At 65.8% G+C, this 24,035-nt stretch carries 28 protein-coding genes; 11 read left to right on the plus strand and 17 right to left on the minus strand.

Annotated elements, in window-relative coordinates; translation table 11 throughout:
• The gene (locus CDE01S_RS02970; RefSeq protein ID WP_066703540.1) at positions 1–876 is read right to left on the minus strand and encodes a DUF3014 domain-containing protein; all 876 of its coding nucleotides are present in this window, start codon (positions 874–876) and stop codon (positions 1–3) included.
• A 119-nt stretch (positions 877–995) separates the two neighbouring features.
• Between CDE01S_RS02970 and CDE01S_RS02975 the strand changes: the two genes are divergently transcribed.
• The 5 genes from CDE01S_RS02975 (at position 996) to CDE01S_RS02995 (ending at position 5,398) form a co-directional block, all read left to right on the plus strand.
• A complete protein-coding gene (locus tag CDE01S_RS02975) occupies positions 996–1,382 on the plus strand; it encodes a VOC family protein (protein ID WP_066703541.1) in 387 nt (128 codons plus the stop codon).
• A 9-nt stretch (positions 1,383–1,391) separates the two neighbouring features.
• Positions 1,392–1,718: a TfoX/Sxy family protein gene (locus CDE01S_RS02980; RefSeq protein WP_066703543.1), complete on the plus strand. Its 327-nt coding sequence runs from the start codon at positions 1,392–1,394 to the stop codon at positions 1,716–1,718.
• Positions 1,719–1,953: 235 nt separating this feature from the next.
• On the plus strand, positions 1,954–3,924 hold the full coding sequence (locus CDE01S_RS19135; RefSeq protein ID WP_066703546.1) for a methyl-accepting chemotaxis protein: 1,971 nt from the start codon (positions 1,954–1,956) through the stop codon (positions 3,922–3,924).
• A 115-nt stretch (positions 3,925–4,039) separates the two neighbouring features.
• Positions 4,040–4,621, plus strand: coding sequence for a Spy/CpxP family protein refolding chaperone (locus tag CDE01S_RS02990; protein WP_084382663.1), 582 nt, complete (start codon positions 4,040–4,042; stop codon positions 4,619–4,621).
• A 123-nt stretch (positions 4,622–4,744) separates the two neighbouring features.
• Entirely contained in the window at positions 4,745–5,398 is a 654-nt protein-coding gene (locus tag CDE01S_RS02995) for a glycine zipper 2TM domain-containing protein (RefSeq protein WP_066703550.1), read from the plus strand.
• 15 nt (positions 5,399–5,413) lie between these two features.
• On the opposite strand, the gene CDE01S_RS03000 is transcribed toward CDE01S_RS02995, so the two are convergent.
• Both CDE01S_RS03000 and CDE01S_RS03005 read right to left on the minus strand, forming a co-directional pair.
• Positions 5,414–6,232 carry an SGNH/GDSL hydrolase family protein gene (locus CDE01S_RS03000; RefSeq protein ID WP_066703553.1) on the minus strand — a complete coding sequence of 273 codons (819 nt, stop codon included), beginning with the start codon at positions 6,230–6,232 and terminating at the stop codon, positions 5,414–5,416.
• Positions 6,233–6,312: 80 nt separating this feature from the next.
• Positions 6,313–6,903, minus strand: a complete 591-nt coding sequence (locus CDE01S_RS03005) for an NAD(P)H-dependent oxidoreductase (RefSeq protein WP_066703871.1) — start codon at positions 6,901–6,903, stop codon at positions 6,313–6,315.
• Positions 6,904–7,077: 174 nt separating this feature from the next.
• Here CDE01S_RS03005 and CDE01S_RS03010 point away from each other — a divergent pair, with 174 nt between their 5' ends.
• Positions 7,078–7,371, plus strand: coding sequence for a 2Fe-2S iron-sulfur cluster-binding protein (locus tag CDE01S_RS03010; protein WP_066703554.1), 294 nt, complete (start codon positions 7,078–7,080; stop codon positions 7,369–7,371).
• Positions 7,372–7,393: 22 nt separating this feature from the next.
• Here CDE01S_RS03010 and CDE01S_RS03015 read toward each other — a convergent pair whose 3' ends face one another.
• Both CDE01S_RS03015 and ylqF read right to left on the minus strand, forming a co-directional pair.
• Positions 7,394–8,308 carry a DHH family phosphoesterase gene (locus CDE01S_RS03015; protein ID WP_066703874.1) on the minus strand — a complete coding sequence of 305 codons (915 nt, stop codon included), beginning with the start codon at positions 8,306–8,308 and terminating at the stop codon, positions 7,394–7,396.
• A gap of 41 nt (positions 8,309–8,349) precedes the next feature.
• Positions 8,350–9,441, minus strand: a complete 1,092-nt coding sequence (gene ylqF / locus CDE01S_RS03020; RefSeq protein ID WP_084382664.1) for a ribosome biogenesis GTPase YlqF — start codon at positions 9,439–9,441, stop codon at positions 8,350–8,352.
• 99 nt (positions 9,442–9,540) lie between these two features.
• Here ylqF and CDE01S_RS03025 point away from each other — a divergent pair, with 99 nt between their 5' ends.
• Positions 9,541–9,777 (plus strand): hypothetical protein, encoded by a 237-nt coding sequence (locus CDE01S_RS03025; protein ID WP_066703557.1) that lies wholly within the window; start codon positions 9,541–9,543, stop codon positions 9,775–9,777.
• Here the strand turns inward: CDE01S_RS03025 and gshA are convergent.
• Positions 9,694–11,307, minus strand: a complete 1,614-nt coding sequence (gshA, locus tag CDE01S_RS03030; protein ID WP_084382665.1) for a glutamate--cysteine ligase — start codon at positions 11,305–11,307, stop codon at positions 9,694–9,696. The genes CDE01S_RS03025 and gshA overlap by 84 nt on opposite strands.
• Before the next feature lie 153 nt (positions 11,308–11,460).
• The gene (locus CDE01S_RS03035) at positions 11,461–11,760 is read right to left on the minus strand and encodes a flagellar basal body protein (protein WP_066703560.1); all 300 of its coding nucleotides are present in this window, start codon (positions 11,758–11,760) and stop codon (positions 11,461–11,463) included.
• A 151-nt stretch (positions 11,761–11,911) separates the two neighbouring features.
• On the opposite strand from CDE01S_RS03035, the gene CDE01S_RS03040 reads away from it, so the two are divergent.
• Positions 11,912–12,121, plus strand: coding sequence for an oxidoreductase-like domain-containing protein (locus CDE01S_RS03040; protein ID WP_066703877.1), 210 nt, complete (start codon positions 11,912–11,914; stop codon positions 12,119–12,121).
• Between the two features lie 20 nt (positions 12,122–12,141).
• Here CDE01S_RS03040 and CDE01S_RS03045 read toward each other — a convergent pair whose 3' ends face one another.
• On the minus strand, positions 12,142–13,053 hold the full coding sequence (locus CDE01S_RS03045) for an SDR family oxidoreductase (RefSeq protein ID WP_066703563.1): 912 nt from the start codon (positions 13,051–13,053) through the stop codon (positions 12,142–12,144).
• Between the two features lie 178 nt (positions 13,054–13,231).
• On the opposite strand from CDE01S_RS03045, the gene CDE01S_RS03050 reads away from it, so the two are divergent.
• A complete protein-coding gene (locus CDE01S_RS03050; RefSeq protein ID WP_245636096.1) occupies positions 13,232–14,014 on the plus strand; it encodes an NUDIX hydrolase in 783 nt (260 codons plus the stop codon).
• A 63-nt stretch (positions 14,015–14,077) separates the two neighbouring features.
• Positions 14,078–15,001 carry a hypothetical protein gene (locus CDE01S_RS03055; protein WP_157077023.1) on the plus strand — a complete coding sequence of 308 codons (924 nt, stop codon included), beginning with the start codon at positions 14,078–14,080 and terminating at the stop codon, positions 14,999–15,001.
• Positions 15,002–15,008: 7 nt separating this feature from the next.
• Here the strand turns inward: CDE01S_RS03055 and CDE01S_RS03060 are convergent, their stop codons facing one another.
• The 8 genes from CDE01S_RS03060 to CDE01S_RS03095 form a co-directional block, all read right to left on the minus strand.
• Positions 15,009–15,437, minus strand: coding sequence for a nuclear transport factor 2 family protein (locus tag CDE01S_RS03060; RefSeq protein WP_066703568.1), 429 nt, complete (start codon positions 15,435–15,437; stop codon positions 15,009–15,011).
• Positions 15,434–16,228 (minus strand): SDR family NAD(P)-dependent oxidoreductase, encoded by a 795-nt coding sequence (locus CDE01S_RS03065; protein ID WP_066703570.1) that lies wholly within the window; start codon positions 16,226–16,228, stop codon positions 15,434–15,436. The genes CDE01S_RS03060 and CDE01S_RS03065 overlap by 4 nt, the downstream gene beginning before the upstream one ends.
• The gene (locus tag CDE01S_RS03070) at positions 16,225–16,791 is read right to left on the minus strand and encodes a DUF3833 domain-containing protein (RefSeq protein WP_066703573.1); all 567 of its coding nucleotides are present in this window, start codon (positions 16,789–16,791) and stop codon (positions 16,225–16,227) included. The genes CDE01S_RS03065 and CDE01S_RS03070 overlap by 4 nt, the downstream gene beginning before the upstream one ends.
• A complete protein-coding gene (locus CDE01S_RS03075; RefSeq protein WP_066703576.1) occupies positions 16,788–18,068 on the minus strand; it encodes an MFS transporter in 1,281 nt (426 codons plus the stop codon). Before CDE01S_RS03075 ends, CDE01S_RS03070 begins: the two co-directional genes overlap by 4 nt.
• A gap of 21 nt (positions 18,069–18,089) precedes the next feature.
• Complete coding sequence (locus tag CDE01S_RS03080; protein WP_245636097.1) at positions 18,090–18,560, minus strand: chalcone isomerase family protein; 471 nt, start codon at positions 18,558–18,560, stop codon at positions 18,090–18,092.
• An 83-nt stretch (positions 18,561–18,643) separates the two neighbouring features.
• Positions 18,644–19,873, minus strand: a complete 1,230-nt coding sequence (locus CDE01S_RS03085; protein ID WP_066703579.1) for an SAM-dependent methyltransferase — start codon at positions 19,871–19,873, stop codon at positions 18,644–18,646.
• Positions 19,870–20,667 (minus strand): DUF1365 domain-containing protein, encoded by a 798-nt coding sequence (locus tag CDE01S_RS03090; RefSeq protein WP_066703582.1) that lies wholly within the window; start codon positions 20,665–20,667, stop codon positions 19,870–19,872. Before CDE01S_RS03090 ends, CDE01S_RS03085 begins: the two co-directional genes overlap by 4 nt.
• Positions 20,664–21,968, minus strand: a complete 1,305-nt coding sequence (locus CDE01S_RS03095; RefSeq protein WP_066703585.1) for an NAD(P)/FAD-dependent oxidoreductase — start codon at positions 21,966–21,968, stop codon at positions 20,664–20,666. Before CDE01S_RS03095 ends, CDE01S_RS03090 begins: the two co-directional genes overlap by 4 nt.
• A gap of 212 nt (positions 21,969–22,180) precedes the next feature.
• Here CDE01S_RS03095 and CDE01S_RS03100 point away from each other — a divergent pair, with 212 nt between their 5' ends.
• Positions 22,181–23,101, plus strand: a complete 921-nt coding sequence (locus CDE01S_RS03100; protein ID WP_066703587.1) for a MerR family transcriptional regulator — start codon at positions 22,181–22,183, stop codon at positions 23,099–23,101.
• Here CDE01S_RS03100 and CDE01S_RS03105 read toward each other — a convergent pair.
• The gene (locus CDE01S_RS03105) at positions 23,037–24,032 is read right to left on the minus strand and encodes a tRNA dihydrouridine synthase (protein ID WP_066703590.1); all 996 of its coding nucleotides are present in this window, start codon (positions 24,030–24,032) and stop codon (positions 23,037–23,039) included. The two genes, CDE01S_RS03100 and CDE01S_RS03105, sit on opposite strands and share 65 nt — an antisense overlap.
• Between the last annotated feature and the right edge of the window lie 3 nt (positions 24,033–24,035).

Here is a 24,035-nt window from a genome sequence, read left to right on the forward strand (position 1 = left end):
CTACGGCCGTGGCGCGCTGGCGGCCAACGCCGGGGCCACGGCAGCCCCTGTGACCAGCTTGCGCACCTCCAGCAACTTGGCACGCAGGCGCCGGTGGTTCACAGGGCCGGTGCGGATCAGCATCTTCTGCCCGGCAGAGAGGGCTTCGAGCTTCGGGTCGGTGAATTCATAACGCACCCAGGGGCGTTCGGAAGGCACCGGCCCTTTCACGTCCACCAGGCCCACACCCACCGGGCCGTCCTGCACCGGTGCGGCCAGCAGCTGGTCGATCACCGCCACCAGCCGGTCATTGAAGTAACGCTTGGGAAAACCCACCTCTTCATACGCTTGCTGGAACAGCGGGTACAGGCTGACGTAGAGCCTGACGGCCTGCGCCGTGTCCACCGATTCCACGAAGAGCACAAACGGGGTGTAGCGCTGGCTGTTGTCAGGGTGGATGGTCTCGCTGCCCGCCTGGCCGCGGGTGCTGAAACGTCCGGGTGTGGGGTTCACCGGCCAGACCATGGGCGGCGCGTGTTCGCGTGCCAGGTTGTCGACCGTGGCCACCACGCGGCGGGCAAAGCTGTCGAGCTGCAGGAAGGTGAGCACGTTTTTCTTGCCCAGCAGATCGGTCAGCACGGCCTGCACATAGGCGTCGGAGTCGGCCAGGGCCGGCAACGGCTGCTTGGGCTGCGCTTCGGGCTCGGCAGCAGGGAGTGGGTATTGGATGGCGGGTTGGGATGCCACCGGTGCGGGCGCAGGCGCAGCAGCTGGCACGGGCACCGGGGGCTCAGCCGGCTCGGGCGCCACCTCGCTCGGGCGCATCCAGCCGAAGTAGGCTGCCCCCAGCACACCCGCCACCAGAATGAGGACCAGCACGACTCTGGACTTGTTCACGGTTTCCTCCCGCTATGCACGTTGAAACGCAGCCATGCTAGCACCGCACCCTCACCAACAAGGATTGCGGCGGCCCGCAGGCCCTTCTACACTGCAGGCTGCACATCAGGGAGGACAACATGAGCCAGAACTTCAACCCGGTCGGCTGGTTTGAGCTGTACGTGGACGACATGGCGCGCGCCAGGAAGTTTTACGAGACGGTGTTCCAGCGCCCTCTGGCCGACCTGCCAGCCGCATCGAGCGGCGACACGCAGATGGCGCTCTTCGCCATGGACATGTCCGTCCCCGGCTGCGCCGGCGCCCTGGTGAAGAGCCCGCGCAACAAGCCGGGCAACGGCGGGACGATGGTCTACTTCACGTGCCTGGACTGCGCCGTGGAAGCGGCTCGGGCGGCCGCGGCCGGCGGCACGGTGTGCCAGCCCCGGGTGAGCATTGGCGAATACGGCTTCATCGCCATCGTGCAGGACACCGAAGGCAATGCCATCGGCCTGCACTCGCGCCAATAAACTCAGCCCATGGCCTTCGACCCTCATCTCGTCGATCTGATGCGCAGCGCGCTGCGGCAACGACACCACTTCACCGAGAAACGCATGTTCGGCACCTGGTGCTGGATGTGGGAGGGGCACCTGGTGTGCGGCGCGGGCGTGGGGCGCTACCTGTTCCGTGTGGGCAAGGCACTGGAAGCCGAGGCGCTGGCACGCCCGGGCGCTACGCGCATGGCGTCCAGCGGCCGGCCCATGAGCGGCTTCATCTGGGTGGATGCCGATGCCGCGCTCGACGAAGGGCTGGAGCGCTGGGTCGAGCTGGCCATGCGCTGCGTGGGCAGCCTGCCGCCGAAGTGACGCGAAACCTCGGCGCCTCGCGTTGACGGGTTTGATCCGCATCAACGGTTGGTGTTCTAACGGCTGTTTCAGCCTTCTGCCCCCCGATGGAAATCGAGGGTTACTCCCAATGGATACCCATGATCGTATGTCGACATTTAGGTGGGTCATCAAAAAACAAGCTGCAGGAGCGAGGTCCTTGACTGAGATGTGAGGCATCGACGTTCCTCTCAGCACCAACAAAGAGGATCTCGACATGCAATTCATTGGCAATCTGAAAGTCATCAACCGCTTTGCCTTGCTCGGCGCCATCGGGTTCGTGCTGACGCTCGCCCCCACGCTGCTGTACATGCGGATGGCTTACCAGAACATGCAGTTGGCGCAAGTCGAAGCGCACGGCATTCCGTTCACCAAAGCAGCCCTGAAGGTGATCCAGCTCACGCAGCAACACCGCGGTTTGAGCGCGCTGGCCCTGGGCGGCAACACAGCGGCGCAGTCGGATCGCAGCAACAAGCAGAGCGAGGCCGACAAGGCCTACCAGGCGCTGGCGACGCTGATCGAAGGTGAAAGCCTGCTGGATGCGGCCTTGAAATCCGAATGGCAGACGATCCAGAAGGACTGGAAAGCCCTGAGCAGCCAGGTGGCCGCCGGCAACCTGGTGGCGCCGCAGAGCTTTGCGGCCCACACCGCCGTGATTGAAAAACTGCTTGCGCTGACCGACCGGCTGGCCGATGCCTTCGGCCTGTCGCTGGACCCGGAGCTTGACAGCTACCAGTTGATCCAGTCGGTGCTGTATGCCCTGCCGGTTCTCAGCGAAGAGCTGGGCAAGTCGCGCGCCCGCGGCAGCGTCATGCTGAGCAACAAGGGGGCCTCACCGGCCGAACGCCAAGCGCTGGCCGTCTTCATGGCACGCATCGGGGCGGAGAAGGAGCGTGTGCTTCTGGCCTACGGCAAGTCGGCCGCAGCCAACGGCAACGTCAAGCAGGCCCTAGACGGACAGGTGAAGGAGATGGTGTCGCTGACGCAGCAGGCCATCAAGCTGACCACCGAGCAGGTGATCACACCGGAAGAGCTGAGCTATGCGCCGGGGGATTACTTCGCCTTGCTCACCAAGACGATTGATGTGCAGGTCAAGCTCAACGACATGGCCATGGACGTGCTGGGGCAGCTGCTCGACGGCCGCGTCACCAGCCTGCAGCGCCAGTTGCTGGTGCTGATCGGCGTGCTGCTGACCCTGGGTGTGCTGGGGGCGATGGTGGGCATCGTGGCGGCACGCTCCATCACGCAGCAGCTGGGTGGCGAGCCGAGCGAGGTGATGGCCATCGCCAATGCGGTTGCCGAGGGCGACCTCAGCTCCCGCATCCGCCTGCAGCAAGACGCGCAGGCCAGCATCATGGGCGCTATGGCGGCCATGCAGAGCTCCCTGCAAAAAGTGGTTGGCACCGTTCGCCAGAGCTCCGAGGCACTGGCCTCCGCCAGTGACCAGATCGCCCAGGGCAATCAGGACCTGTCGGCCCGCACCGAAAGCCAGGCCAGCGCGCTGGAAGAAACCGCAGCCTCCATGGAGGAACTGGGCTCTACCGTCAAACAGAACGCCGACAACGCCCGCCAGGCCAACCAGCTGGCGCAAAGCGCCAGCACGGTGGCCGTCAAGGGCGGTGAGGTGGTGGCCCAGGTGGTGGACACCATGAAGGGCATCAACGACAGTTCACGCAAGATTGCCGACATCATCAGCGTCATTGACGGCATTGCCTTCCAGACCAACATCCTGGCACTGAACGCCGCGGTGGAAGCCGCGCGTGCCGGCGAACAGGGCCGCGGTTTTGCCGTGGTGGCCAGCGAGGTGCGCAGTCTGGCCGGCCGCAGTGCGGAAGCGGCAAAGGAAATCAAGACGCTCATCACCGACAGCGTGGAGCGTGTCGAACAAGGTACCGCGCTGGTGGACCAGGCCGGCACCACCATGAGCGAGGTGGTCAGCAGCATCCGGCGCGTGACCGACATCATGGGCGAAATCAGTGCCGCCAGCTCGGAGCAGAGTTCCGGCGTGGCGCAGATCGGTGAAGCTGTGGTTCAGATGGATCAGTCGACACAGCAGAACGCCTCGCTGGTGGAAGAGATGGCATCGGCCGCCTCCAGCTTGCGCGGGCAGGCCCAGGAACTGGTTCAGGCCGTGGCCGTGTTCAAGCTGTCGCACGGTCAGCGGCCGGCCTTGCTGACCGCGTCTTGAGCGGCGGCGGTCGCACCACCGCCTCATGCAACTTCACACTTCTTTGCCAGCCTGACCGGTGTCGTGACACCTGGCCGGGCTAGGCTCGTGCCCGGTCTCAAGACAAGGAGTGGCAATGAAGAAGTGTTCCCTTTGGCCTCTGCTCATGCTGGCGCCGTGGGTGGTCCAGGCGCAGACGGAGGTGCCGCCGGCACCGCCTGCTGGCGAGCACGCACCACCAGCATCCGTCAGCGCCCTGCAGTACCCGGGAGCCACCGGCCAGTACCCCAACACGCTGGCGCAGTTGCACGACAAGCTGGCCCTGACGCCGCAGCAACAGGCCCTGTGGCAGACCTATGCGGGCAAGGTGGACGCCTACACCGCGCAGTACTACCGCGAGAAACCGGTCATGCCATCGGCGGACACACCGGCGCCCCAGCAGGTCGTCGGTCTGGTGCAGAACCTGCAGAACCGGTTGACCGCGCTGGAAGACATCGAGCAAGCTGCGAAACAGTTGTACGCGGCCTTGAACCCCGAGCAGCAACAGACCGCCAACCAGCTGCTGCTCTCGACCATTCCCACCTTTGCCGGCCCCGGCAACACGGCGGGCCCGGCACAGGACAGCCACAGCCCGGGCGGACGGCGGGGTGGCGACATGCGTGCGCGCAGTGGTGGCACCAGCGGCGGCCAAGGGGGCTGGAGCCGCGGTGGTTTCTGACGCCACCGGCCCGTCCTTCACCTGAAATCCAGCACGCTTTACCGCAGCTTTACAGAAGCGAAATCCGCCCACGAAGGCCATCGTGCATGCTGTCTGCCTGTGCTCACGGAAAGGTTGAAGCCAATGAAAAAACAAGTGGTACTGACTGCGGCCATGCTGGCTAGCGGCCTGTGTCTGGCGCAGGAAGTCGGGCGCGTGATTTCCACCACCCCGATCGTGCAGCAGATGGCGGTGCCGCGGCAGGTGTGCACCACCGAACAGGTGGCGGTGCAGGCACCCAAATCGGGCGCAGGTGCCGTGATGGGCGCCATTGCCGGCGGGGCCATCGGCAACTCAGTCGGTAGTGGCGCGGGTCAGGCCGCAGCCACCATGATCGGCCTCGTCGGCGGTGCCGCCCTTGGCGACAAGATCGAAGGCAGCCCCGCACCGCAACTGCAGAACGTGCAGCGCTGCGGTGTACAGACCGTCTACGAAAACCGCGGCACGGTCTACCACGTGGTCTACGAATACGCCGGCAAGCAGTACACGGCACAGCTGCCCTACGACCCGGGCCGCACGGTGGCGATCCAGATCACCCCGGTCGGCACGAACCCGACGATGACGACACCGGCCAGCAACGCCATCGCACCGCAGCCGGTGTATGTGCAGCCCGCGCCGGTGGTGGTCGCGCCTGCGGCCTACCCGGTCTACTACCCGCAGCCCTACTACCCGCCCATCGGCATTCAGCTGGGCTTTGGTTACTGGGGTGGTTACCGCGGACCCCGGCACTGGCACTGAGGCACGGCCGCTGGCTCAGGGCTGGTGGTAGGCCTGCACCGTTTCCCAGGCCACAGTCTGGAGATGGCGGGCGATCTCCGGCGACAGGCCGGCGTTGTACGTCAGCCCCACGGGCGACTTCTTGAACAGCGAGGCATAAACCGTGCAGGCTGCCAGGTAGGTGCCGGCCAGGCTGGGGTGGCGCTTGTCGGGTGCGTACAGGTTGAGCGCGGGCATCTGCTGGATGGAACGGGCGAAGGCCAGACCGGCAGGAATGACAAAGACGTTGTTGTCGTTGCCGGCCCGGGTGTAGGCCTCGGCCAGCTGGGCCGTCATCTCCGGCGCATCCTGGTAGGCCCAGGACATGAAGAACACCGGCTTGGCGCCATGCTTGCGCACGGTTTCGCTGTTCTTGCGGGCGTACTCGGTGAACACGCTCTTGAGCTGGGGATGCAGCGGGCACTGGCTGCAATCCATCATGATGGCGACGTCGAACAACTTGTCGAGCTTGTTGAACGAGACGACATTGTTGGGGCCGAAGGAATAGCCGCCGATGGCGTTGGGCCGGAAATACGAATCCACATCGTGCCAGTCGAAGCCCGAGCCGCTGATGGTGACCGAGGTGGCACGGTGCCGAAAGCCCGGCAGGCCTTCGGTGATGAGCTGGCCCACATGGCCGTGCAGGCTGTTGTTGTAATAAAAGAAGCTGTTGCCGATGTAGATCGCCGAGGCCGGGTTGGCAATGCCGGCATCGAGCACCTTGGGTTTGGTCTGGGCGCCAGCCTGGCACACGGCCAGCGCCAGCAGGGCAAAAGCAAGCAGGCCGCGCAGACGGGCCGGGAACAGTGAAGGCATGGTGGTCTCCTGCAGTTTGATTTTTGTGGTGCCTGAAGGCGCAACCACTCTACTACAGGCCTGCCGCCACACGATGCGCGTTAGGACGCCGCCCGCCCCAGCGCACGCATCTTGCCCTGCCACTTGGTCACGCCGGCCTCGCCCAGCTTGTCCACCATGCCGACGAGCGTCTCGTTCACCGGCGCGATGCCGACAAAACCCAGGATGTTGCGCTCCAGTGACTTGAGGCTGTGGGCCCGGAAGTACCAGCGGTAGACCAGCGCCGGCATGCCCATGGTGACCACCACGCGCGCACTGCGTCCGGTCAGGCCCTTGCGACCGAAGGGGTTGCCGCCCTCGGCGGTGAAGGCAAAACCGGGCCGCGCCACCTGCTCCAGAAAACCCTTGAGCAAGGCCGGCATGTCACCCAGCCAGAGCGGAAAGAACAGCACCAGGTGCTCGGCCCAGGCGATGTCGTCCTGCGCACTCTGCAGCGCAGGCGGCAGCTCGCCATGTTCCCAGGCCTGCTGGCTGCGCAGCAGCGGGAAGTCGAGCCGGGCGACATCGGTCCAGCGCACCTCGTGACCGGCCGCCTCTGCGCCTTCGGCGTAGGCCTCGGCCAGGGTATGGCACAGGTGTGGGGTCACGGCGTCCGGGTGGCCCTGGATCAGGAGGATGCGTTGGCCAGCCATGTGTTGCTCCGGCAGTGGATCAGGCGCCATGGTGGCACGGCGCGCGCAGCGTGTCCATGACGCATCTAAACGCTATCTTTTTGATAGCTGCTTGCGCATATTCCACAAGGGCCACCTGCCAATATGATGCCTCATACAATCGGGGGCAGTTTTGCCAGCATCCCACTTACCTGCATGAACCCCACCGATACCCCGGAGTTTTTCATCGGCCGCACCGAGCCTTTCGACCAGCAATTCGATGCCTGGGCCAAGCAGCCGCTGCTGCTGTCCATGGAGCAAGGCGGCATCGACTGGCCGAGTTCGTGCCGCAACGGCACCTGCCGCACCTGCATCGGCCAGCTGGTCAGCGGCCAGGTGCGTTACGCCATCGAGTGGCCTGGCCTCACCAAGGAAGAGCAGGAAGAGGGTTCCGTGCTGCCCTGCGTCGCGCACCCGTGCTCGGACGTGGTGCTGCGCGAGGGCTATTGACCCGCCCCCGCCTTGAGACTGCTCAGGCGTTGAGCGTGCCGCGCAGCAACTCCGGCAGCCGGTCGGCGCTCATGCGGAAACCACAGGCCTGTGCGTGGCCGCCGCCGCCCATGCTTTCGGCCAGCGGAATGCAGTCGTAGTCGCGCTGCGAACGCAGGCCGGCCTTCACCACGCCGTTGCCGGCCGCGCTCCACATCAGCGCAAAGGTGCCACTCTGCTTGGACAGGATGTCGCCCACCAGGCTGTGGAACATGCCAGGGGCGTTGACCATCAGGCCCTGCTGGCCGTTGAAGGTGAGCGGCTGGGCACCGGCGGCGATGTCGGCGCACAGCTTGCGGTACTTCTCGTCCATGGCCTGGCCACGCGCCATGAAGGCTTGCAGCTGCGCAGGCGAGAAAGACGCAATCTCGGCCCAGCGCTCGAACGTCTGCGGCTCCATGTCGAGTGCCGCCAGAAAGCCGGCGCTTTCTTCAAACTCCCATTTCCAGATGTCACGGTCTTCGATGTAGCGCACCAGATCGGGCAGCGTGCGATCGGCCTGGAAGAACTCCCAGGCCAGACGCGAGCCGGACTTGCCCATGTCGAAATGCACCACACCACAACGGCAGGCAAAGCCGGTGAGCTTCTCGGCGGCGCTCTTGTGGTGGTCCAGCATCACCAGCTTGGCGGCGCGCTGTTCAATCTCCCGCATCAGTTCGGGGTCGAAGGAGAAGTCGAGAATGTAGATGGCGCGGCCGTCAAGGGCCGGCAGGTCGGCCACGGTCTTGACGTCGCCATGGTCCAGGCCGTGGAATTCGGCGCGGCCTTCATAAAACAGCCAGGCCGCCAGCGCGGCGCCAAAACCGTCGGGGCAGCGGGCGTGGTACAGGATGAGCGGTTGGGGATCGTGACGGTCAGGCGAAATGAGGAGGGCCAACGGAAGAATCGTTTTTTTCATGGCCTCCATTGTCGCCGCTGTCACCCCGCTTTTCAGGCACCCTAACGTTTGACCTTGAACGTCGAAGGCTTGCGCGCCGGACCGGGGGCCGGGGCTTTGCCGGACGCCTTGCCGGGTGTCTTGGCCGACGTCTTCACACCACTCTTCACGGACGGCTTGCCGGTGGTCTTGGCGGGGCTCTTCGCCGCCGGTGTTTTGACCGATGGTTTTTTCACCCGGATCAGCCCCTCGCTGGCCAGCGCCTCCTTGCGCAGCTGGCGCTCGGCATCGAGCTTCTTGCCTTCGGCCAGCCAGCGCGCGAATTCCTCCGGGGTTTCGAGCGTGATGCGCCCGATGCGCCCGGCACGAAAATCGGTCAGCACCACCTCGGCCGCCTTTTGCGTGTTGACGCGCCCGCCGCTGAGCAGTGCACCGTTCTTGCGGCCAATCTCTTCCAGCAACTGCTCGTCACTCAAGCCCGCCACGGCATCGAGCTTGTAGCGCGCCGCCAGCAAAGCAGCATAGGGTGCCTTGATGTAGTCCAGCAATTCCAGCGCGACCTCTTCCTCGTCGAAGGCGTTGCGGCCCACGGCGCCGCTGGCCGCCAGGTTGTAACCGCTCTTGGCCACGATGATGCGCGGCCACAGCATGCCCGGCGTGTCGTAGAGATAGAAATCGCTGGCCAGCGTGATGCGCTGCTCCATGCGGGTGACGCCGGCCTCGTCGGCCGCCTTGGTGACGCGCCGGCCGACCATGGTGTTGATGAGGGTGGATTTGCCCACATTGGGGATGCCGCAGATCAGCACGCGCAGGGGCTTGGCCATGCCACCGCGCGTGGGGGCCAGCACCTGGCAGGCAGCGATGAGCGCCTTGGCCGGTGCAGCCATGCCAGCATCGAGCGCCACGGCCCGGGTCTCCGGCAGGCTGTTGTAATAGTCCAGCCATAACGCGGTGCGCTGCGGGTCGGCCAGGTCCTGCTTGCTCAGGGCCTTGAGCGTGGGCTTGTGCGCCGTGAGCTTGGCAAGCATGGGGTTGGCGCTGGAGCCGGGCAGGCGCGCGTCGAGCAACTCGATGACCACATCGATGTTCTTGATGCGCTCTTCGATTGCCTTTTGGGTCAGGTGCATGTGACCCGGGAACCACTGGACGGCCATGGCTTGTTTTTCTTCTGTCTGGGAGGGAAAAGATGAATTCAACAGGGTGAATTGTGACCCACCGCACAAGCCGGCCGCCACGACACCGATAATCGGCACATGGCCCACCCACCCCGCATTCCTTCCCGCCAGCACGACAAGAACGCCAACGACCTGCTGATCAAGGGCATCGTCGTCGCCCTGATCGGGCTGGCGGTGCTGCTGGCGCCCTACTTCAGCAAGTCGCCGGAGCTGCAGGCCATCCTGGCCGGCTCAACGCTGGTCGGCTGGTTCGCGCTGGTGCTGGGCGGCGCCTTCATCGTGCAGCACCTGCTGCGCCGCCGCGCCGGCAAATAGGCCGAGCCGCCGGGGCGACACGTATTCCTGCCGGAAGACCTCGAACGGCTGACTGTCGGCCGCTTCAATCGCTTTCTGATCGCGCCGCGACTGCTCGGCCAGCGCCTCGAAGCGCGCCTGCTGCGGAGCCGACCACGGCTGTGCCAGCAACACCTCGCGCGTGTGGCGCGAACGTTCGCGCGTGAAGCGCAGGAAGGAGTTGTCATGCTCGGCCATGGCCGCCAGCACGCGGGCCGACGGCAGTGCCGTGGCATCCTGCAGCATGGCCTGGGCCGACCGCACAGCCTGGCTGTAGTCCTGGCCACCGTGTACCGCGTCCAGCGCTTGCGCCACCGGGTCCAAGGCCTGCAGCAACTCGCCGCCCCAGTCCACCAGCCCCACCTCGTGCCCGTCGCGCCGCAGCTGCAGGCCCGGCTCGCGGCCGCGGGCGGCAGTGAGGTTCTGGTTGTGCGCCAGTTCGGCGATCTCCTGCGGTGTATCGGGCGGACTGTCGCTCAGCAGGCAATGCAGCAGGAAGACATCGATGAAACGCATGGTCTGCGCGTTGATGCCCACTGGCTCGAACGGGTTCAGGTCGAGCAGGCGCACCTCCACGTACTCGACACCGCGCTCGCGCAGCGCGTGCAGCGGCCGCTCACCCGGGAAGATGGTGCGTTTGGGGCGGATGTTGCCGTAGAACTCGTTCTCGATCTGCAACAGGCTGGTGGCAAGCTGGATGTAGTCACCACCAGGGTTGAGGATGCCCAGGCCTTCGTAGGCCGGCCAGGGGCGCGTGAGCGCGTCATGCAGCGAGGCGGCGTAACCGTCCAGGCTGTTGTAGCTCACCGCCAGCGAAGCCTGGGCGTCGCTCTGGTAACCCAGCCGCCCCATGCGCAACGAGGTGCCGTGCGGCATGTACAGGGTGTTGTTGGTGAGCGGCTGCAGTTCATGTGAACGACCGAGCACGAAATTCGAGCACACCGCCGGCGAGGCGCCGAACAGGTACAGCAGCAGGAAGGCATGGCGGCGGAAGTTGCGGATCAGCGCAAAGTACTGCTCGCTGGTGACACCAGGCAGCGACCAGTTGTAGTGGATACCCGAGATGGTCTGCATGCGCCGGCCGTAGCGGTGGCCCAGGCCCATGCGGTAGACGCTCTTGGCGCGCCCGATGTTGGACGAGCCGTAGCGCCCGATCGGAATGGTCTCGTCGGTCGGCAGGCCACAGGGCATGCTGGAGACCCACAGCATTTCGTCACCGGCCTCGCGCAGCACGCGGTAGGTGTACTGGTGAACCTCGGTCAGCTCGTCCAGGCAGGCCTGCACACCAGCGTGTACGCCGGTGATGAGTTCGAGCTGGGACTCGCTGTAGTCGGTGGTGATGTGCGGATGCGTGAGCGCCGAACCCAGCGCCGCCGGATGCGGTGTCAATGCCAACATGCCGTCGGGCAGGGCACGCAGGCTTTCCTTCTCGATGCCGCGGCGGATGCCCCGCAAGCGTTCGGGCGTCAAGGCGCCCAGCCGTTCGCCCAAACCCGCATGCGCAATAGTCATGGCTGCTATCTCATTCTTCTGATCGGACCCGGAAATTAACACGGACGGGCCAAGCCGTCCGGCGTAAGGTTTTGAGGTGGATCAGGCATCACGATCCGGGAGGGCCGGATCGGAAGAGACCGGCGGCAGCGAGGCCTGCCGGTCTGAGGGAGGTCAGGCCTGCTCGTCGAGCAGGCGGCCCATCATCTTTTTCTCGGTCTGGATGACCTTGAGGTTGGCATCAAAGGCATAACCAGCGCTCTTCTGGTCCACCAGATCCTTGGCCAGTGCTTCGCCCGGCACTGTCGCGCGGCGGGTATGGGTCTTGACGCCGCCCTCGGCTACGGCTTCCTGCGTCACGTCCTCGCGACGGAAGTTGCCGGTTTCCACATTCGCAATATTGTGGGCCGACGAGTCCATGCGACGCTGTGCAGCGTTGAGACCGGATTGGGCAATGGCAGAGGCGACGTTCATGCTGGGACCTTGGGACCTGAACTTGCAATTTAACAAACCTGAGGGTGTCTCGGGCACCCCGGTTTGTAACAATTCGTACAAACCGGCGCCGATAATGGCCGCCGTCGGAAAAAACCGTCAGATTTCCCGAACCCACACCCTGTTGGCCCGCATGTCCGCCCCGCCCTCCCCGCTTGAAACCGTCCAAACCCTCTTTGCCGAATTGCAACAACGGGCGCTGGAGGCCGGCGTGACCCTGCGCCAGCCGCCGCCCGTCCCCACCACCTGCTGCGGCCGGGGCTGCAACGGCTGTGTCTGGGAAGGCTTTTACGCGGCAGCCGCGTACTGGCGCGAGGAAGCGCTGCTGCAGCTGGCGCCCTGAGGCGCCACCTTAAGCACTCTTCAGCTTTTCCCGAGCTTGGCCATGGCGCGGCCGACCTCGTGCGTGCCCTGGGCACTGCCATTGGGCGGCACGGTTTCGCCAGCACGGTCGGTCACCACGGCCAGTTGCTCAGCCAAGCGCGAATCAGCGTCCTGGTCCAGCCCGATCCAGACCCCTTGTGTCATGGTGATGTGGGCCGCCTCGAAGCTGCCGGCCCCGGCACACAGCGTGGTTCGCGTTGGCGCATCGGCACTGGCCAGCACCAGCATGGCTGGCACCACGGCTTCGGGCTTCAGGGCCTGCAGCACGGCCTCGGGCATCAGGTCTTCGGTCATGCGCGTGGCGGCGGTCGGGGCCAGGCAGTTGACACGGATGTCATGCTTGGCGCCTTCGAGCGCCAGCGTCTGCATCAGGCCGACGAGCGCCAGCTTGGCGGCGCCGTAGTTGGACTGGCCGAAGTTGCCGTACAGGCCGGTGGACGAAGTGGTCATGACGATGCGGCCGTATTTCTGCTCGGTCATGAGGGGCCACACCGCTTTCGTGCAGTGCACCGCGCCCATCAGGTGCACGTCGAGGACCAGGCGGAAGTCGGCCAGGTCCATCTTGGCAAAGGTCTTGTCGCGTAGGATGCCGGCATTGTTGACCAGGATGTCGACGCGGCCCCAGGTGTCCACCGCCTGCTGCACCATGGCCTGCACGGCGGCGAAGTCGGTCACCGAAGCGGCGTTGGCAATCGCCTCGCCACCGGCGGCGCGGATCTCGTCCACCACCGCCTGCGCGGCCGAGGCAGAACCGCCCGAGCCGTCACGGGCACCACCGAGGTCGTTGACCACCACTTTGGCACCGCGTCGGGCCAATGCCAGCGCATGCTGTTTGCCCAGTCCGCCGCCGGCGCCGGTCACGATGGCCACGCGGCCCTTGAAATCGATCATGCTGTCTCCTTGGTTGCTGTCAGCGTATGCTTTGAAACGGTCAAATCTTAATTCACCCTTTTTTCGTCACGGGTCACCTGTCTGACAGCACCATGGAACTGAACTCCGAAGTCGTTACCGCGCCGCCGCGCGCCGCTGCCACCGTGGTCATGCTGCGCGACACCCTGACGGGCTGGAGGTGTTCCTGCTCAAACGCCACGGCAATTCGGACGTGCTGGGTGGCGCTTATGTCTTTCTCGGCGGCAAGGTGGATGCGGCCGATGCCGGCCTGGCCGCCCACCTGAACCAGTCGCCCACCGAGCTGCACGCCGCACTGGGTGAAGCCGAACTGGACCTGCCGACAGCCACGAGTTTTTATGCGGCGGCGCTGCGTGAAGCATTCGAAGAGTCGGGCGTGCTGTTTGCCACCGACGCGGACGCCGCACAGTTGCAACAGGCCGCGGCACTGCTGCGCGCAGGCCAGTCCTTCGGCGACATGCTGGCGCAATTGACGCTCCGGCTGGACACGCGCAGCGTGCTGCCCTGGTCACGCTGGATCACGCCGCGCATGCCCTCGGTCAGCAACAAGCGCTTCGACACGCGCTTCTTTGTGGCGGCGGTGCCGGCGCAGCAGACGGCACGCCATGATGACTACGAAGCGACGGAAAGCATCTGGCTGGCGCCGCGCCAGGCACTGCAGCAGTACTGGGACGGGCAGATCTCGCTGGCGCCGCCACAGATCATGAGCCTGGCGCATCTGGCACGGCATGCGTCGGTGGCCAGCGTGCTGACTGAGGCGCAGCGCCGCTTGCCGCCGGTGATCCTGCCCGAATCGTTTGACGACAACGGCATGCGCGTGATCTGCTACCCCGGTGACGAACGCCACCCGGTCGCGGTCCGCGCCCTGCCCGGCCCGACGCGTCTGCACTTCCGCAACCGGCGTTTCGAGCCGCACAGCGGTTTCGAAGGCCTGTTCGCCTGAGGCGGCAGGCCCGGCACCACCGGGCGACGAGCGGGCTTGCGCCCGTGAAGCGCGACTACTAGCATGCCATCCCTCAGCAGCGGCAAGTCACTGCTGCCACAAGGGAGGCGCACGATGGACATCAAGGCTCCTTGGGAGTTGCCCGGACTCAGCGGCGGTCTGGCCTCCTACCGTTACCGTTTCCTGGCCGAAGGCGATTCCTGGTTTTCGATCGGCGAACTGCCGCCCTGGGCCACCTCCAACCTGCTGTTCGAACTGCGGCAAAGCAGCCTAAAGAACGACGTCATCGTCAACTGCGCGCACCAGGGCGACACCCTCACCCATATGGTGGAGATGTGGCACGACGCCAATTTCACCGGCTTGCTGGACGGCCCGATCCAGCGGCCCTGGGACGCCATCCTGCTGTCCGCCGGGGGCAATGACCTGATCGATGCCAGCCTGGTGGCCGGCAGCGAGCCCAGCCACAAACGCCTGCTGCTCTTGCCGCACGAACGGCCGGCACAACCCAGCCTGGGCAGCGACTATGTGTCCGAAACGGGCTGGCAGCTTTTCCTGTCTTATCTGCAGGCCAACATCAGGACCCTGATCGAGCGGCGCGATCACAGCGCCAGCTGCGCACCCCAATTGGGCTGGAAGGCGCCGATCTTTCTTCACACCTACCACCAGCCCACCGTGCGCAATGCCCCGGCTGGCCCGCTGGGTCCCTGGCTCTACAAGGCGGTCACGCACTACCAGGTCCCCGAGCCGCACTGGCAGCTGGTGGGGGAAGAGCTGTTCGGCCGCCTTCGCAGCGCGTTGCTCGGCGTGGCGTCGGACAGCGACCGCGTGTATGTCTTCGACAGCTCAGGCGCCGTGACGCTGGCGGCCGCCGTGCCGGGTTCGACCGGCGCCAGCGGCGACTGGCAGAACGAAATCCACCTCACGCCGCAGGGCTACCGCAAGGTGGCGACCGGCCTGCTGGCTTTCATCGAAAGCCACATGCCTTGATGCGGCATCAGCTGTTGGCGCGTTGCTTCAACCAGCGCATCAGCGTGCCAAGCACCGGCAGCTTCTCGTACAGCTCCTCCGCCGCGTCCCAGTAGTCGCGGTGAAAGCAGATGCGCCCGTCCGGCGCCAGTTGGAGCTGCGTGGCGCCGCGGATGATCTGCTGCACGTCCGGGCTGAACTTGCGGAAGCGGAAATGGAAATCCCAGGTGAGAAAGCATTGCCCGCCATCGGCCACGCGGCTGGTGATGACAAAACGCGGCTCATGCAGGTTCTCGTACATATGGCCGAAGATGCGGCGGATGGCCGGAATGCCACGCACCTCGTTGAAGGGGTCTTTGAACCAGGCGTCCTCGGTATAGAACTCGCCGAAGCGCTCGATGCTGTGCGGCGTCAGCGTTTCGAAGAAGACCACGATGCGTTCGATGGCGTGACTCATAGTCCGGTGAACTTTCGCACAAGCGGGAAATAAAGGCGATAGGGCAGCAGTCGCAGCAGCTTCATCCAGCGCGTGAAACGCTTCGGGTAATGGATGTCAAAGTCGCCGCGTGCCCAGCCGGCCAGCATGGCTTGCGCCGCCTGCTCGGGCTTTATGAGGCCGGGCATCCTGAATTCATTCTGGGCCGTCAGCGGCGTTTCGACAAACCCCGGATTGACCAGACTGACGCCGATGCCCAGCGGCTGCAGATCGAGGTAGAGCGTCTCGGCCAGGTTGATGAGCGCTGCCTTGGTCGGGCCATAGGCCAGGCTTTGCGGCAAGCCGCGAAAACCCGCCACACTGCTGACCAGGCTGATGTGGCCGCTGCCCCGGGTGCGCAGCCCCGGCAGCACGGCATCAAGCACATACAGCGCGCCAAGGTAGTTGATGCGCTGGTGGGTGAGCATCTCCTTGAGGTCAAAAGCATCGGCCCGCAGCGCGCGGTAATGGCCCGCGCAGTACAGCACCAGGTCAATCGGCTGTCGGGCTTCGATGCTGCGCGCGGCGGCCTGCACCTGCGCCAGGTCCGTCACGTCCAGCGGCAGGGCCACGGCACGCGCGCGACCTTGTCCATCGTGGCCCGGGTGCTGTTCCACCCACGCCTCCAAGGCGGCCACACTGCGCGCCGAGACGAACACGCTGGCGCCCTGCGCGTGCAATGCCGAAGCCGTGGCACGGCCGATGCCGCTGGAAGCACCCACCAGCCAGACGGTCTTGCCGTGCCAGTCGCGAAGCGAGGGGTTGAAGGTCATGGCTGTCGCTTGCTGAAGGACAGTGTGACCTCGCCCAGGGTGACACCGAACTTGCTCATGGTGGCGCGGTTGAGCATGACGCGCTCGTTCATCAGGTACATCCAGTCGTCGAAGCGCACCTCGATGAGGCGGCCATCCACCGGCAGGCTCAGCGTGTAGGCCCAGTAGAAGGCATTGCCCTGCTCTTCGCCCACGGCCTCGCCCACCACGTCGTCGGCACGGCCGCTGTAGCGCCCCTGCCCGCCCGTGCCGGGCTCGCGCTGGAGACGCCAGATGCGTTTCTGGGTCGTGCCGTCGGAATAGACAAAGTCTTCGTCCAGCACCCCCTCCTCGCGCCCGGCTTCACCCTGCCAGCGGCATTGCATGACCACGGTGAAACGCTTGACCACCTTGCCGGCACGGTCGGTGAAGACGCCGTAGGCGTCGATGGTGCCATTGAAGTAGCGCCGCAGGTCGAGTTGCGGCTTTTCGTTGGCGTAATCCGCAATCCTGGGTGCCGAGCACCCGGCCAGCAGGCCAGTGCCCAGCGCGGCCGAGCCGGCCAGCAGGAGACGTCGTTTCATGAGCTTCCTTTCGTGCCGCCAGCATGGCGGATGAAGAACCGATACAGCAGGCCGGCCGCCAGCAGCTTGAGCACACAAGGCAGCAGGCCATAGGCCAGGCCCAGCGCCTGCAGCGCCTGCGGCTCGCGTGTGCCCGGCACATAACCAAAAAGGCCCAGCAGCGGCAGCGCCAGGCCGGCGGCCAATGCCAGGTTGAGCTTGGTGGCAAAGTTCCACCAGCCGAAGTAGGCGCCTTGCGCCTGGCCCAGGTCACCGGCGCGCGCCATCAGGCCACTGAGCAGGGCGCCGGGCAGGGCCAGGTCCGCCCCCAGCGCCAAGCCGGACAGCATGCAGATCAGGAGAAAAGGCAGCGTGTCACCGGCCCCCAGCCCGCTGGCCCAGACAAACACGCCTATTGCCAGCAGCATGCCGGCCAGCCAGCAGCGCGCCAGGCCGAAACGCCGCACGCCGCGCAGCCACAGGGGCATGGACAGTGCGGCACAGAGGAAATAACTGCCCAGGACCAGCGGCTCCAGCGACGGCGGTGCCTGCAGGCGGTCCTGCACGAAAAACAGCACCAGCGTGGCCGGTATGGCGCTGGCAATGCCGTTGAGCATGAAGACCGCCAGCAGACGGCGAAAGGAGGCGCGACGCCAGGGCAGCCACAGTGCAGCCGCCCGCGGTGCTGCGGGCTGGTACTGCAGCTGAGGTCGCGGCGCGCATAGCCAGGCCAACCAACCCAGCACGAGTGCCAGCCAGAACAGCATCACGGTGGGCGCCAGCCCGAGCAGGACCGGCACCAGCGACGCCAACAGCACACCCAGCAGACCCAAGCCTTCGCGCCAGGCTACCAGCCGGCTTTGCTGTACCGCATCGCCAGCCAGCAGCGCACCCCAGGACTGGTGCGCCACCATGACTGCGCTGTAGCTGGCATAGGTCAGCATCAGCAGCACGGCACTGGACCAGAGCAAAGCCTGCGGTTGCTGGGTCAGCGGGAAAAGCAGCAGCAGAAAACCCAACGCCAGCAAGCCACACGCTGCTGCCGCCCACGCCAGAACGGTACGCGCCGAGCGACGGAACAGATGATCAAACCAACGCCCCAGCAGCGGGTCGATCAGGGCGTCGATCAGGCGGGTGACCAGCAGCACGGCACCGAGCGCGGCCATTGGCACACCGAACTCGCGCGCGTAGTGGTTGGGCAGCAGCACGTACAGCGGCAGGGCGACAAAGGCCAGCGGCAGCCCCATCAGGCCGTAACGCCAGCCCTGGCCGAAGGTGAGCGTGTGGGCGGTGGACATGGGATGCGTGGGAACCCGGCCTCAGTTGCTGGTGGCCACGGCCTGCCCCAGCAAGGCCTGGCGCAGGCGCGGCTCGGACGTCTTGTCCGACAGCCAGATGCCGAAAAAGAGCTGGGCGAATTCGGCGTCCATCACCTCGGCAGTGAGCCGGCCGTTGGCCAGGAAGCGCGCACCCCGCCCCGGCAGGTAGATGCCCAACAGGCGATCGCCGGGTTCCACATCAGGAAAGGCTTGCGTCATGGCCTGCAGCCAGGCCTGCGCCTGCGCCTCGGAAAAACGGCCGAGCCGGCGCATTTCGTCGATGGAGCGCTGTGCGATGTCGCGCCCCTTGAAGCCGCGCAGGTAGCGCAGCTCCAACGCATAACGCTGCCGCGCCAGCGTGGTGCTGTCGAAGCCGGGTTCGACCCACAGGCTGGCCTGGTAGACGTCGAAGCCCCAGAAGGTGAAACGCGACACCCCGGCCAGCCGCGGCTGCACCAGCTCGGTGACCACCGGTGGCGGTGCGGCCGTTTGTGCCGACGCTGTCGATTGAAGGCCAAAAATGGTCGCAGACCCTATCAACAATGCGCCAGCCGCTATTTTTTTTGTAGCGTGAACTGCACCACATCGATGTTCGCCTCGTCGAAAGCCGCTTCGCAGTAAGCCAGATAGAACTCCCATAAGCGCATGAACCTTTCGTCAAAACCCAGTTGCAGGATGCGGCGTTGCTCGGCCAGGAACTGGTGGCGCCAGCGCCGCAGTGTCTCGGCGTAGTCGGGGCCGAAAGCCAGCTCGTCCACCACCTTCAGGCCGGCCGCTTCGGCCTGGCGTCGGAACTCGCCGGGAGACGGCAGACAGCCGCCGGGAAAGATGTACTGCTGGATGAAGTCGGTCGAGTTCACATAGCGTTCGAACAGCGCGTCGTCGATGACGATGCTCTGGATGCAGGCACGGCCACCGGTCTTGAGCAGGCGGTGCACGGTCTCGAAGTACTGCGGCCAGTACTCGCGGCCCACGGCCTCCACCATCTCGATGGAGCAGATGGCGTCGAACGGGCCGTCGTTGATGTCGCGGTAGTCCTGCAAGCGCAGGTCGGCCCGCTGGCCCGCGCCCTGCCCCACCCCCAGTCGGGCCAGGCGCGCCTGCCCCCAGGCCAGCTGCTCGGTGCTGAGCGTGACGCCAACCACACGGGCGTCGAACTCGGTGCTGGCCATCTCGGCCAGTGCGCCCCAGCCGCAACCGATCTCCAGCACACGGTCGCCCGGCCCCACGCCGGCCATGCGCAGCGCACGACGCACCTTGGCCTGCTGCGCCGGCACCATGTCACCGTCCAGCCTGCCTTGGAACCAGGCCGAGGAGTAGTTCATGGTCTCGTCCAGCCAGAGCTGATAGAAGGCGTTGCCGAGGTCGTAGTGGGCGTGGATGTTTCTCCGGCTGTTGGTTCGGGTATTGCGATGCAGCAGGTGACGCAGCCGGTACCACAGGCTGCCGAGCCAGCTGCCGTAGATCACGCCCTCGATCTCCTGCCGGTTGCGCACGAACAGGCGCAGCAGCTCGGCCAGCTGCGGCGTGCTCCAGTCGCCGGCCATGTAGCTTTCGGCAAACCCGATGTCGCCGGACTTGAGTGTCGCACCGAACACGGCCCAGTTGTGCAGCACCAGGGTGGCCGCGGGCTGCTCGCCCCGGCCGAACTGCGGCACTGTGCCGTCGGGCAGGTGCAGGGTCAGCGTGCCATGGCGCAGGCGCTGCAGCAGCTTGAAGACGGTGCGCGCGCTGGCCGGGGCACTGCGCGGAAGCATCAGGGTCGGTGCGGTGGTGGTGTTCATGGCGTGGAGGACCTGGGGTTGGAACGGGTGACGAACGCCGGCGGTGGTGCCGGTTTGGCAAAAAACGGAACACGCTTGAACCACAGGCGGCAGGCCTGCCAGTGGATGTGCGCGATCAGGCCCAGCGTCATGGCCGGGTGCCGCCACAGGGCCCGGCGGATGGCTTGCGGCGTCACCGGTTCGAGCACACCGCTGACGCTGGTCTGCAGCAAGGGGCCCTGGGCGTCATCGAGGTCGACACGCACCACGGTGTGGGGCACACCGGCACGCACCGTGCGCAGGAAACGGAAGCGGTAGTCGCCTTCGACACGGCAGAAGGGCGAGACGTGGAACACCTTGGTCGCACGCAGCTCCTGGCCGTAGCGCGGCGCCTCCAGCAAATAGCAGTGGCGTTCGCCGAAGGTGTTGTTGACCTCGGCCACGATCGCGCGCAGGCTGCCGTCAGCCGCATGGCAGTACCAGAAGCTCACCGGCTTGAAGGTGTAACCCAGCACGCGTGGGTAGCAGTGCAGCCAGATCTCGCCATCGGCATCAACGACGCCGTGGCTGCGCAGCAGCTCCTCCAGCCAACCGAGCGCCCCGCCTTGCGCTGCGCTGCGGCCATCGCCGTGATCGACGTCGTGAAAACTCAGCCAGCCGGCCCGGTTGAAAGCCAGCGCCCCCCCGCCCTGCCGCTGCATGCTGCGCAAGGGCAGCATGAGAAAAAACGTCGGGTAGGCAAAGGCGTGACGTGCCGGCCGCAGCCGCGTGTGGCGCACCTGGCCAAAACCGATGAGCGGGGTGACCGTGTTCATGGGTAACTCGGCTCGCGCAAGGAAATGTCCACCAGCAGCTGGCGCGCCACCGACAGCCCGGCCTTGAGGCCGTCTTCGTGGAAGCCGTAACCCATCCAGGCACCGCAGTACCAGGTGTGCTGCCGGCCCTGCAGTTGCGGCATGTCAGCCTGGGCACGGATGGCGGGTACGTCGAACACCGGGTGCGCGTACGCGTAGTCGCCCAGCACGTGCTGCGCGGCGATGGCCTGCACCGGGTTGAGCGAGACGATGACCGGCTGCGTGAAGGGCAAAGGCTGCAACTTGTTCAGCAGGTAATGCAGACAGACGCGGCTGTGCTCCTGCTCGGTGGCCGGCGCGCGTTCGTAGTTCCAGGCCGCCCAGGCACGGCGGCTGGCCGGCAGCACCGCGGCATCGGTGTGCAGCACAGCGCGGTTGGCCTGGTAGCGGATGGCGCCCAAGGTGCGCGCCTCCAGTTCGGAGGGGTGCCGCAAGAGCCGCAGCGCCTGGTCGGAGTGCGTGGCCAGCACCAGTTTGTCAAAACGCTCGGGCCCCTGGTCGGTGAAGACGGTAACGCCATCCGCATCACGCTCGATCAGGCGCACCGGCGTGGCCAGCCGCTTGTCGGCAATGCGGTCCACGATCTTGTCGACGTAATGGCGCGCGCCGCCTGTCACCGTCCACCACTGCGGCCGGCCGTTGACCTGGATGAGACCGTGGTTATGGCAGAAGCGGATCATGGTCGAAACCGGGAACTGCAGCATCTGGGCAGTAGGGCAGCTCCAGATGCAGGCCATCATGGGCAGGAAATACCAGTCGCGGAATTCGGCGCTGAAGCCATGGGCATCGAGGAACTCACCCAGCGGCTGCACCAGTTCGTCTTCCTGCCCACTCTCGGCCAGACGGGTGGCCAGTTGGTTGAAACGCAGCACCTCGCGCAGCATGCGCAGGAAACGCGGGTTGAGCAGGTTGCCGCGCTGGGCAAACACGGTGTTGAGGTTGGCGCCGTTCCACTCCAGGGTGCGGCCCCGGGTCGCGTCCGCCGCCTTGACGGAAAAGCTCATGTCGGTCCTGGCGGTGGCCACCCCGAGTTCGGCCAGCAGCTGGATCAGGTTCGGGTAGGTGCGTTCGTTGAACACCAGAAAACCGGTGTCCACACCCCAGGTGCGCAGCCCTTGCGCCGTGGGCAGCGTGATATCCACCGTGTGGGTGTGGCCGCCAAAGTAGTCGGCTGCCTCGAACAGCGTGATGTCGGCGCGCCCGCGCAGGGCATGGGCCACGGCCAACCCCGAAATGCCTGAACCGACAATTGCTATTTTCATGACTTGCCTGCAGTTTTGGCGTCCTGTCAGCCGTCTTGCCCAGCCACTCAGCAGGCGCATCCAACCGAATATCTGACATGGACAAATATCAAAATAAACGAGTAACATTCGAATAATTGAAGAAAATTATTGCATTTGTCCTAGACAAATAAATGGACTGCACTAAAGACCACACTCATCGATCAAGCATTGAAGCCAGCAACCTGCCCGCCATGAACGTCCCCAGTTCACCCGCTGCCCTGCCGATTTCGGCCGTCGAACGCGACACCGGCCTGTCCAAGGACACCTTGCGCGTCTGGGAGCGCCGCTACGGCTTTCCGCAGCCGGTGCGAGATGCCTTCGACGAGCGTGTCTATCCGGCCGACCAGGTGGAGCGGCTGCGCCTGATTGCACGTTTGCTCAACAGCGGGCAACGCCCGGGCCGGGTGGTGTCACTGCCCATGCCGGCGCTGCAGCAACTGGTGCAGCAGGTGGCACCAGGCGCCAGCGGCGACGCAGCGGCCAGCACGGAACAGCGGGCCATCCTCGAAGGACTCAAGGAACACGATGTCGTCGGCCTGCGCCGCGCCCTCAACCAGGCTGTGCTGCGCATGGGCCTGGGCCGCTTCGTCACCGAACTGCTGGCGCCACTGAATGTGCTGGTCGGCGAGGCCTGGGTGCGGGGCGAGATTCAGGTGTTCGAAGAACACATGTACACCGAGAGCGTGACGGCGGTGCTGCGCAGCGCCATCGGCAGCACGCCCGCAACGCCCCTGCCGGGGCGCCCGCGTGTTCTGCTCACCACCTTCCCGCAGGAGCCGCATGCGCTAGGCCTGCTGATGGCCGAGGCGATGCTGGTGCTGGAGGGCTGCAACTGCGTCTCGCTCGGGGTGCAGACCCCATTGCTGGAGATTGCGCAGGCGGCGCAGGCCAACCGGGTGCAGATCGTGGGCCTGAGCTTCAGCGCCAGCGTCAACACCAACCAGATGCTGCGCGGCCTGCAGGAATTGCGTGCCAAGCTGCCCGCCGACATCAGCATCTGGGCCGGCGGCCATCACCCAGCGCTGAAAAGGCGCGACCTCGACGGCATCACGCCGGTTGCCGACCTGGCCGACATTCAGCCCTTGCTGGCGCAGTGGCCAGCTGTGCATTGAGCCACTGTTCGACCAGCACCGGATCGTTGATGGTGCGCAAGGCCATGAAGGCCTCCTGCGCCTCAGGATAGACGCGACGCAGGTAGTTGAGCCACTGCTTGAGGCGCCCAGCACGGTGGCGGCGCTCGACACGGCCACTGACCAGCCGCCAGAAATCCGCCATCAGCGGCAACAGGGAAGACCAGGCCACCGGCGCTGCGGCTTGCACGCCAACGGCCGCCCGCACCGCCAAGCCTAACCCCGGGTCGGCCACCATGCCGCGGCCCAGCATCAGGCTGTCGCAGCCGGTGACTTCGCGGCAACGCAGTGCGTCCTGCACCGTCCAGATTTCGCCATTCGCCACCATCGGCACGCTGACCCGCGCGCGCAGGTCCGCAATACGCTCCCAGTAGGCCGGCGGACGGTAACCGTGCGCCTTGGTGCGCGCGTGCACCACCAGTTCATCGGCGCCGCTGTCGGCAATGGCCTGGGCGCATTCCTCGGCGCGGCTGTCGTCATTGAAACCGAGGCGCATCTTGGCCGACACCGGCACCTGGGCCGGCACGGCGCGGCGCACTTCAGCCACGATGCGGGCGATCAGTTCCGGCTCATCGAGCAGCGCAGCACCACCGCCATGGCGATTGACGACCTTGGCCGGACAGCCGAAGTTGAGGTCCACCCCTGGCGCACCAAGTGCGGCCAGCGCCGCGGCGTTGTCGGCCAGCACGGCCGGGTCGGAGCCCAGCAACTGCGGCCGCACCGGCACGCCGGCCAGCGTGCGCCCACCGTTGCGCAGCTCGGGCACGATGCGGGTGAAAACGCGGTCGGGCAGCAGGCGGTCGGTGACGCGAATGAACTCGGAGACACAACGGTCGACCCCGCCCACACGCGTGAGGATGTCGCGCAAAGCGCAATCGAGCAGCCCCTCCATTGGGGCGAGAAGAATTTGCATGAC

The organism is Curvibacter delicatus NBRC 14919 (genome assembly GCF_001592265.1).
GTDB lineage: Bacteria > Pseudomonadota > Gammaproteobacteria > Burkholderiales > Burkholderiaceae_C > Hylemonella > Hylemonella delicata.

What these genes read in the sequence shown, in the direction of transcription:
- CDE01S_RS03105 (WP_066703590.1), bottom strand. Translation starts at nt 24,032, where the DNA reads ATGCAAATTCTTCTCGCCCCAATGGAGGGGCTGCTCGATTGCGCTTTG.
- CDE01S_RS02995 (WP_066703550.1), top strand. Translation starts at nt 4,745, where the DNA reads ATGAAAAAACAAGTGGTACTGACTGCGGCCATGCTGGCTAGCGGCCTG.
- CDE01S_RS03010 (WP_066703554.1), top strand. Translation starts at nt 7,078, where the DNA reads ATGAACCCCACCGATACCCCGGAGTTTTTCATCGGCCGCACCGAGCCT.
- ylqF (WP_084382664.1), bottom strand. Translation starts at nt 9,441, where the DNA reads ATGGCCGTCCAGTGGTTCCCGGGTCACATGCACCTGACCCAAAAGGCA.
- CDE01S_RS03100 (WP_066703587.1), top strand. Translation starts at nt 22,181, where the DNA reads ATGAACGTCCCCAGTTCACCCGCTGCCCTGCCGATTTCGGCCGTCGAA.
- CDE01S_RS03045 (WP_066703563.1), bottom strand. Translation starts at nt 13,053, where the DNA reads ATGATCGATTTCAAGGGCCGCGTGGCCATCGTGACCGGCGCCGGCGGC.
- CDE01S_RS03025 (WP_066703557.1), top strand. Translation starts at nt 9,541, where the DNA reads ATGGCCCACCCACCCCGCATTCCTTCCCGCCAGCACGACAAGAACGCC.
- CDE01S_RS03060 (WP_066703568.1), bottom strand. Translation starts at nt 15,437, where the DNA reads ATGAGTCACGCCATCGAACGCATCGTGGTCTTCTTCGAAACGCTGACG.
- CDE01S_RS02975 (WP_066703541.1), top strand. Translation starts at nt 996, where the DNA reads ATGAGCCAGAACTTCAACCCGGTCGGCTGGTTTGAGCTGTACGTGGAC.
- CDE01S_RS03070 (WP_066703573.1), bottom strand. Translation starts at nt 16,791, where the DNA reads ATGAAACGACGTCTCCTGCTGGCCGGCTCGGCCGCGCTGGGCACTGGC.
- CDE01S_RS03075 (WP_066703576.1), bottom strand. Translation starts at nt 18,068, where the DNA reads ATGTCCACCGCCCACACGCTCACCTTCGGCCAGGGCTGGCGTTACGGC.
- CDE01S_RS03085 (WP_066703579.1), bottom strand. Translation starts at nt 19,873, where the DNA reads ATGAACACCACCACCGCACCGACCCTGATGCTTCCGCGCAGTGCCCCG.
- gshA (WP_084382665.1), bottom strand. Translation starts at nt 11,307, where the DNA reads ATGACTATTGCGCATGCGGGTTTGGGCGAACGGCTGGGCGCCTTGACG.
- CDE01S_RS03015 (WP_066703874.1), bottom strand. Translation starts at nt 8,308, where the DNA reads ATGAAAAAAACGATTCTTCCGTTGGCCCTCCTCATTTCGCCTGACCGT.
- CDE01S_RS03065 (WP_066703570.1), bottom strand. Translation starts at nt 16,228, where the DNA reads ATGACCTTCAACCCCTCGCTTCGCGACTGGCACGGCAAGACCGTCTGG.
- CDE01S_RS19135 (WP_066703546.1), top strand. Translation starts at nt 1,954, where the DNA reads ATGCAATTCATTGGCAATCTGAAAGTCATCAACCGCTTTGCCTTGCTC.
- CDE01S_RS02980 (WP_066703543.1), top strand. Translation starts at nt 1,392, where the DNA reads ATGGCCTTCGACCCTCATCTCGTCGATCTGATGCGCAGCGCGCTGCGG.
- CDE01S_RS03090 (WP_066703582.1), bottom strand. Translation starts at nt 20,667, where the DNA reads ATGAACACGGTCACCCCGCTCATCGGTTTTGGCCAGGTGCGCCACACG.
- CDE01S_RS03000 (WP_066703553.1), bottom strand. Translation starts at nt 6,232, where the DNA reads ATGCCTTCACTGTTCCCGGCCCGTCTGCGCGGCCTGCTTGCTTTTGCC.
- CDE01S_RS03005 (WP_066703871.1), bottom strand. Translation starts at nt 6,903, where the DNA reads ATGGCTGGCCAACGCATCCTCCTGATCCAGGGCCACCCGGACGCCGTG.
- CDE01S_RS03055 (WP_157077023.1), top strand. Translation starts at nt 14,078, where the DNA reads ATGCCATCCCTCAGCAGCGGCAAGTCACTGCTGCCACAAGGGAGGCGC.
- CDE01S_RS03040 (WP_066703877.1), top strand. Translation starts at nt 11,912, where the DNA reads ATGTCCGCCCCGCCCTCCCCGCTTGAAACCGTCCAAACCCTCTTTGCC.
- CDE01S_RS03095 (WP_066703585.1), bottom strand. Translation starts at nt 21,968, where the DNA reads ATGAAAATAGCAATTGTCGGTTCAGGCATTTCGGGGTTGGCCGTGGCC.
- CDE01S_RS03035 (WP_066703560.1), bottom strand. Translation starts at nt 11,760, where the DNA reads ATGAACGTCGCCTCTGCCATTGCCCAATCCGGTCTCAACGCTGCACAG.
- CDE01S_RS02990 (WP_084382663.1), top strand. Translation starts at nt 4,040, where the DNA reads ATGAAGAAGTGTTCCCTTTGGCCTCTGCTCATGCTGGCGCCGTGGGTG.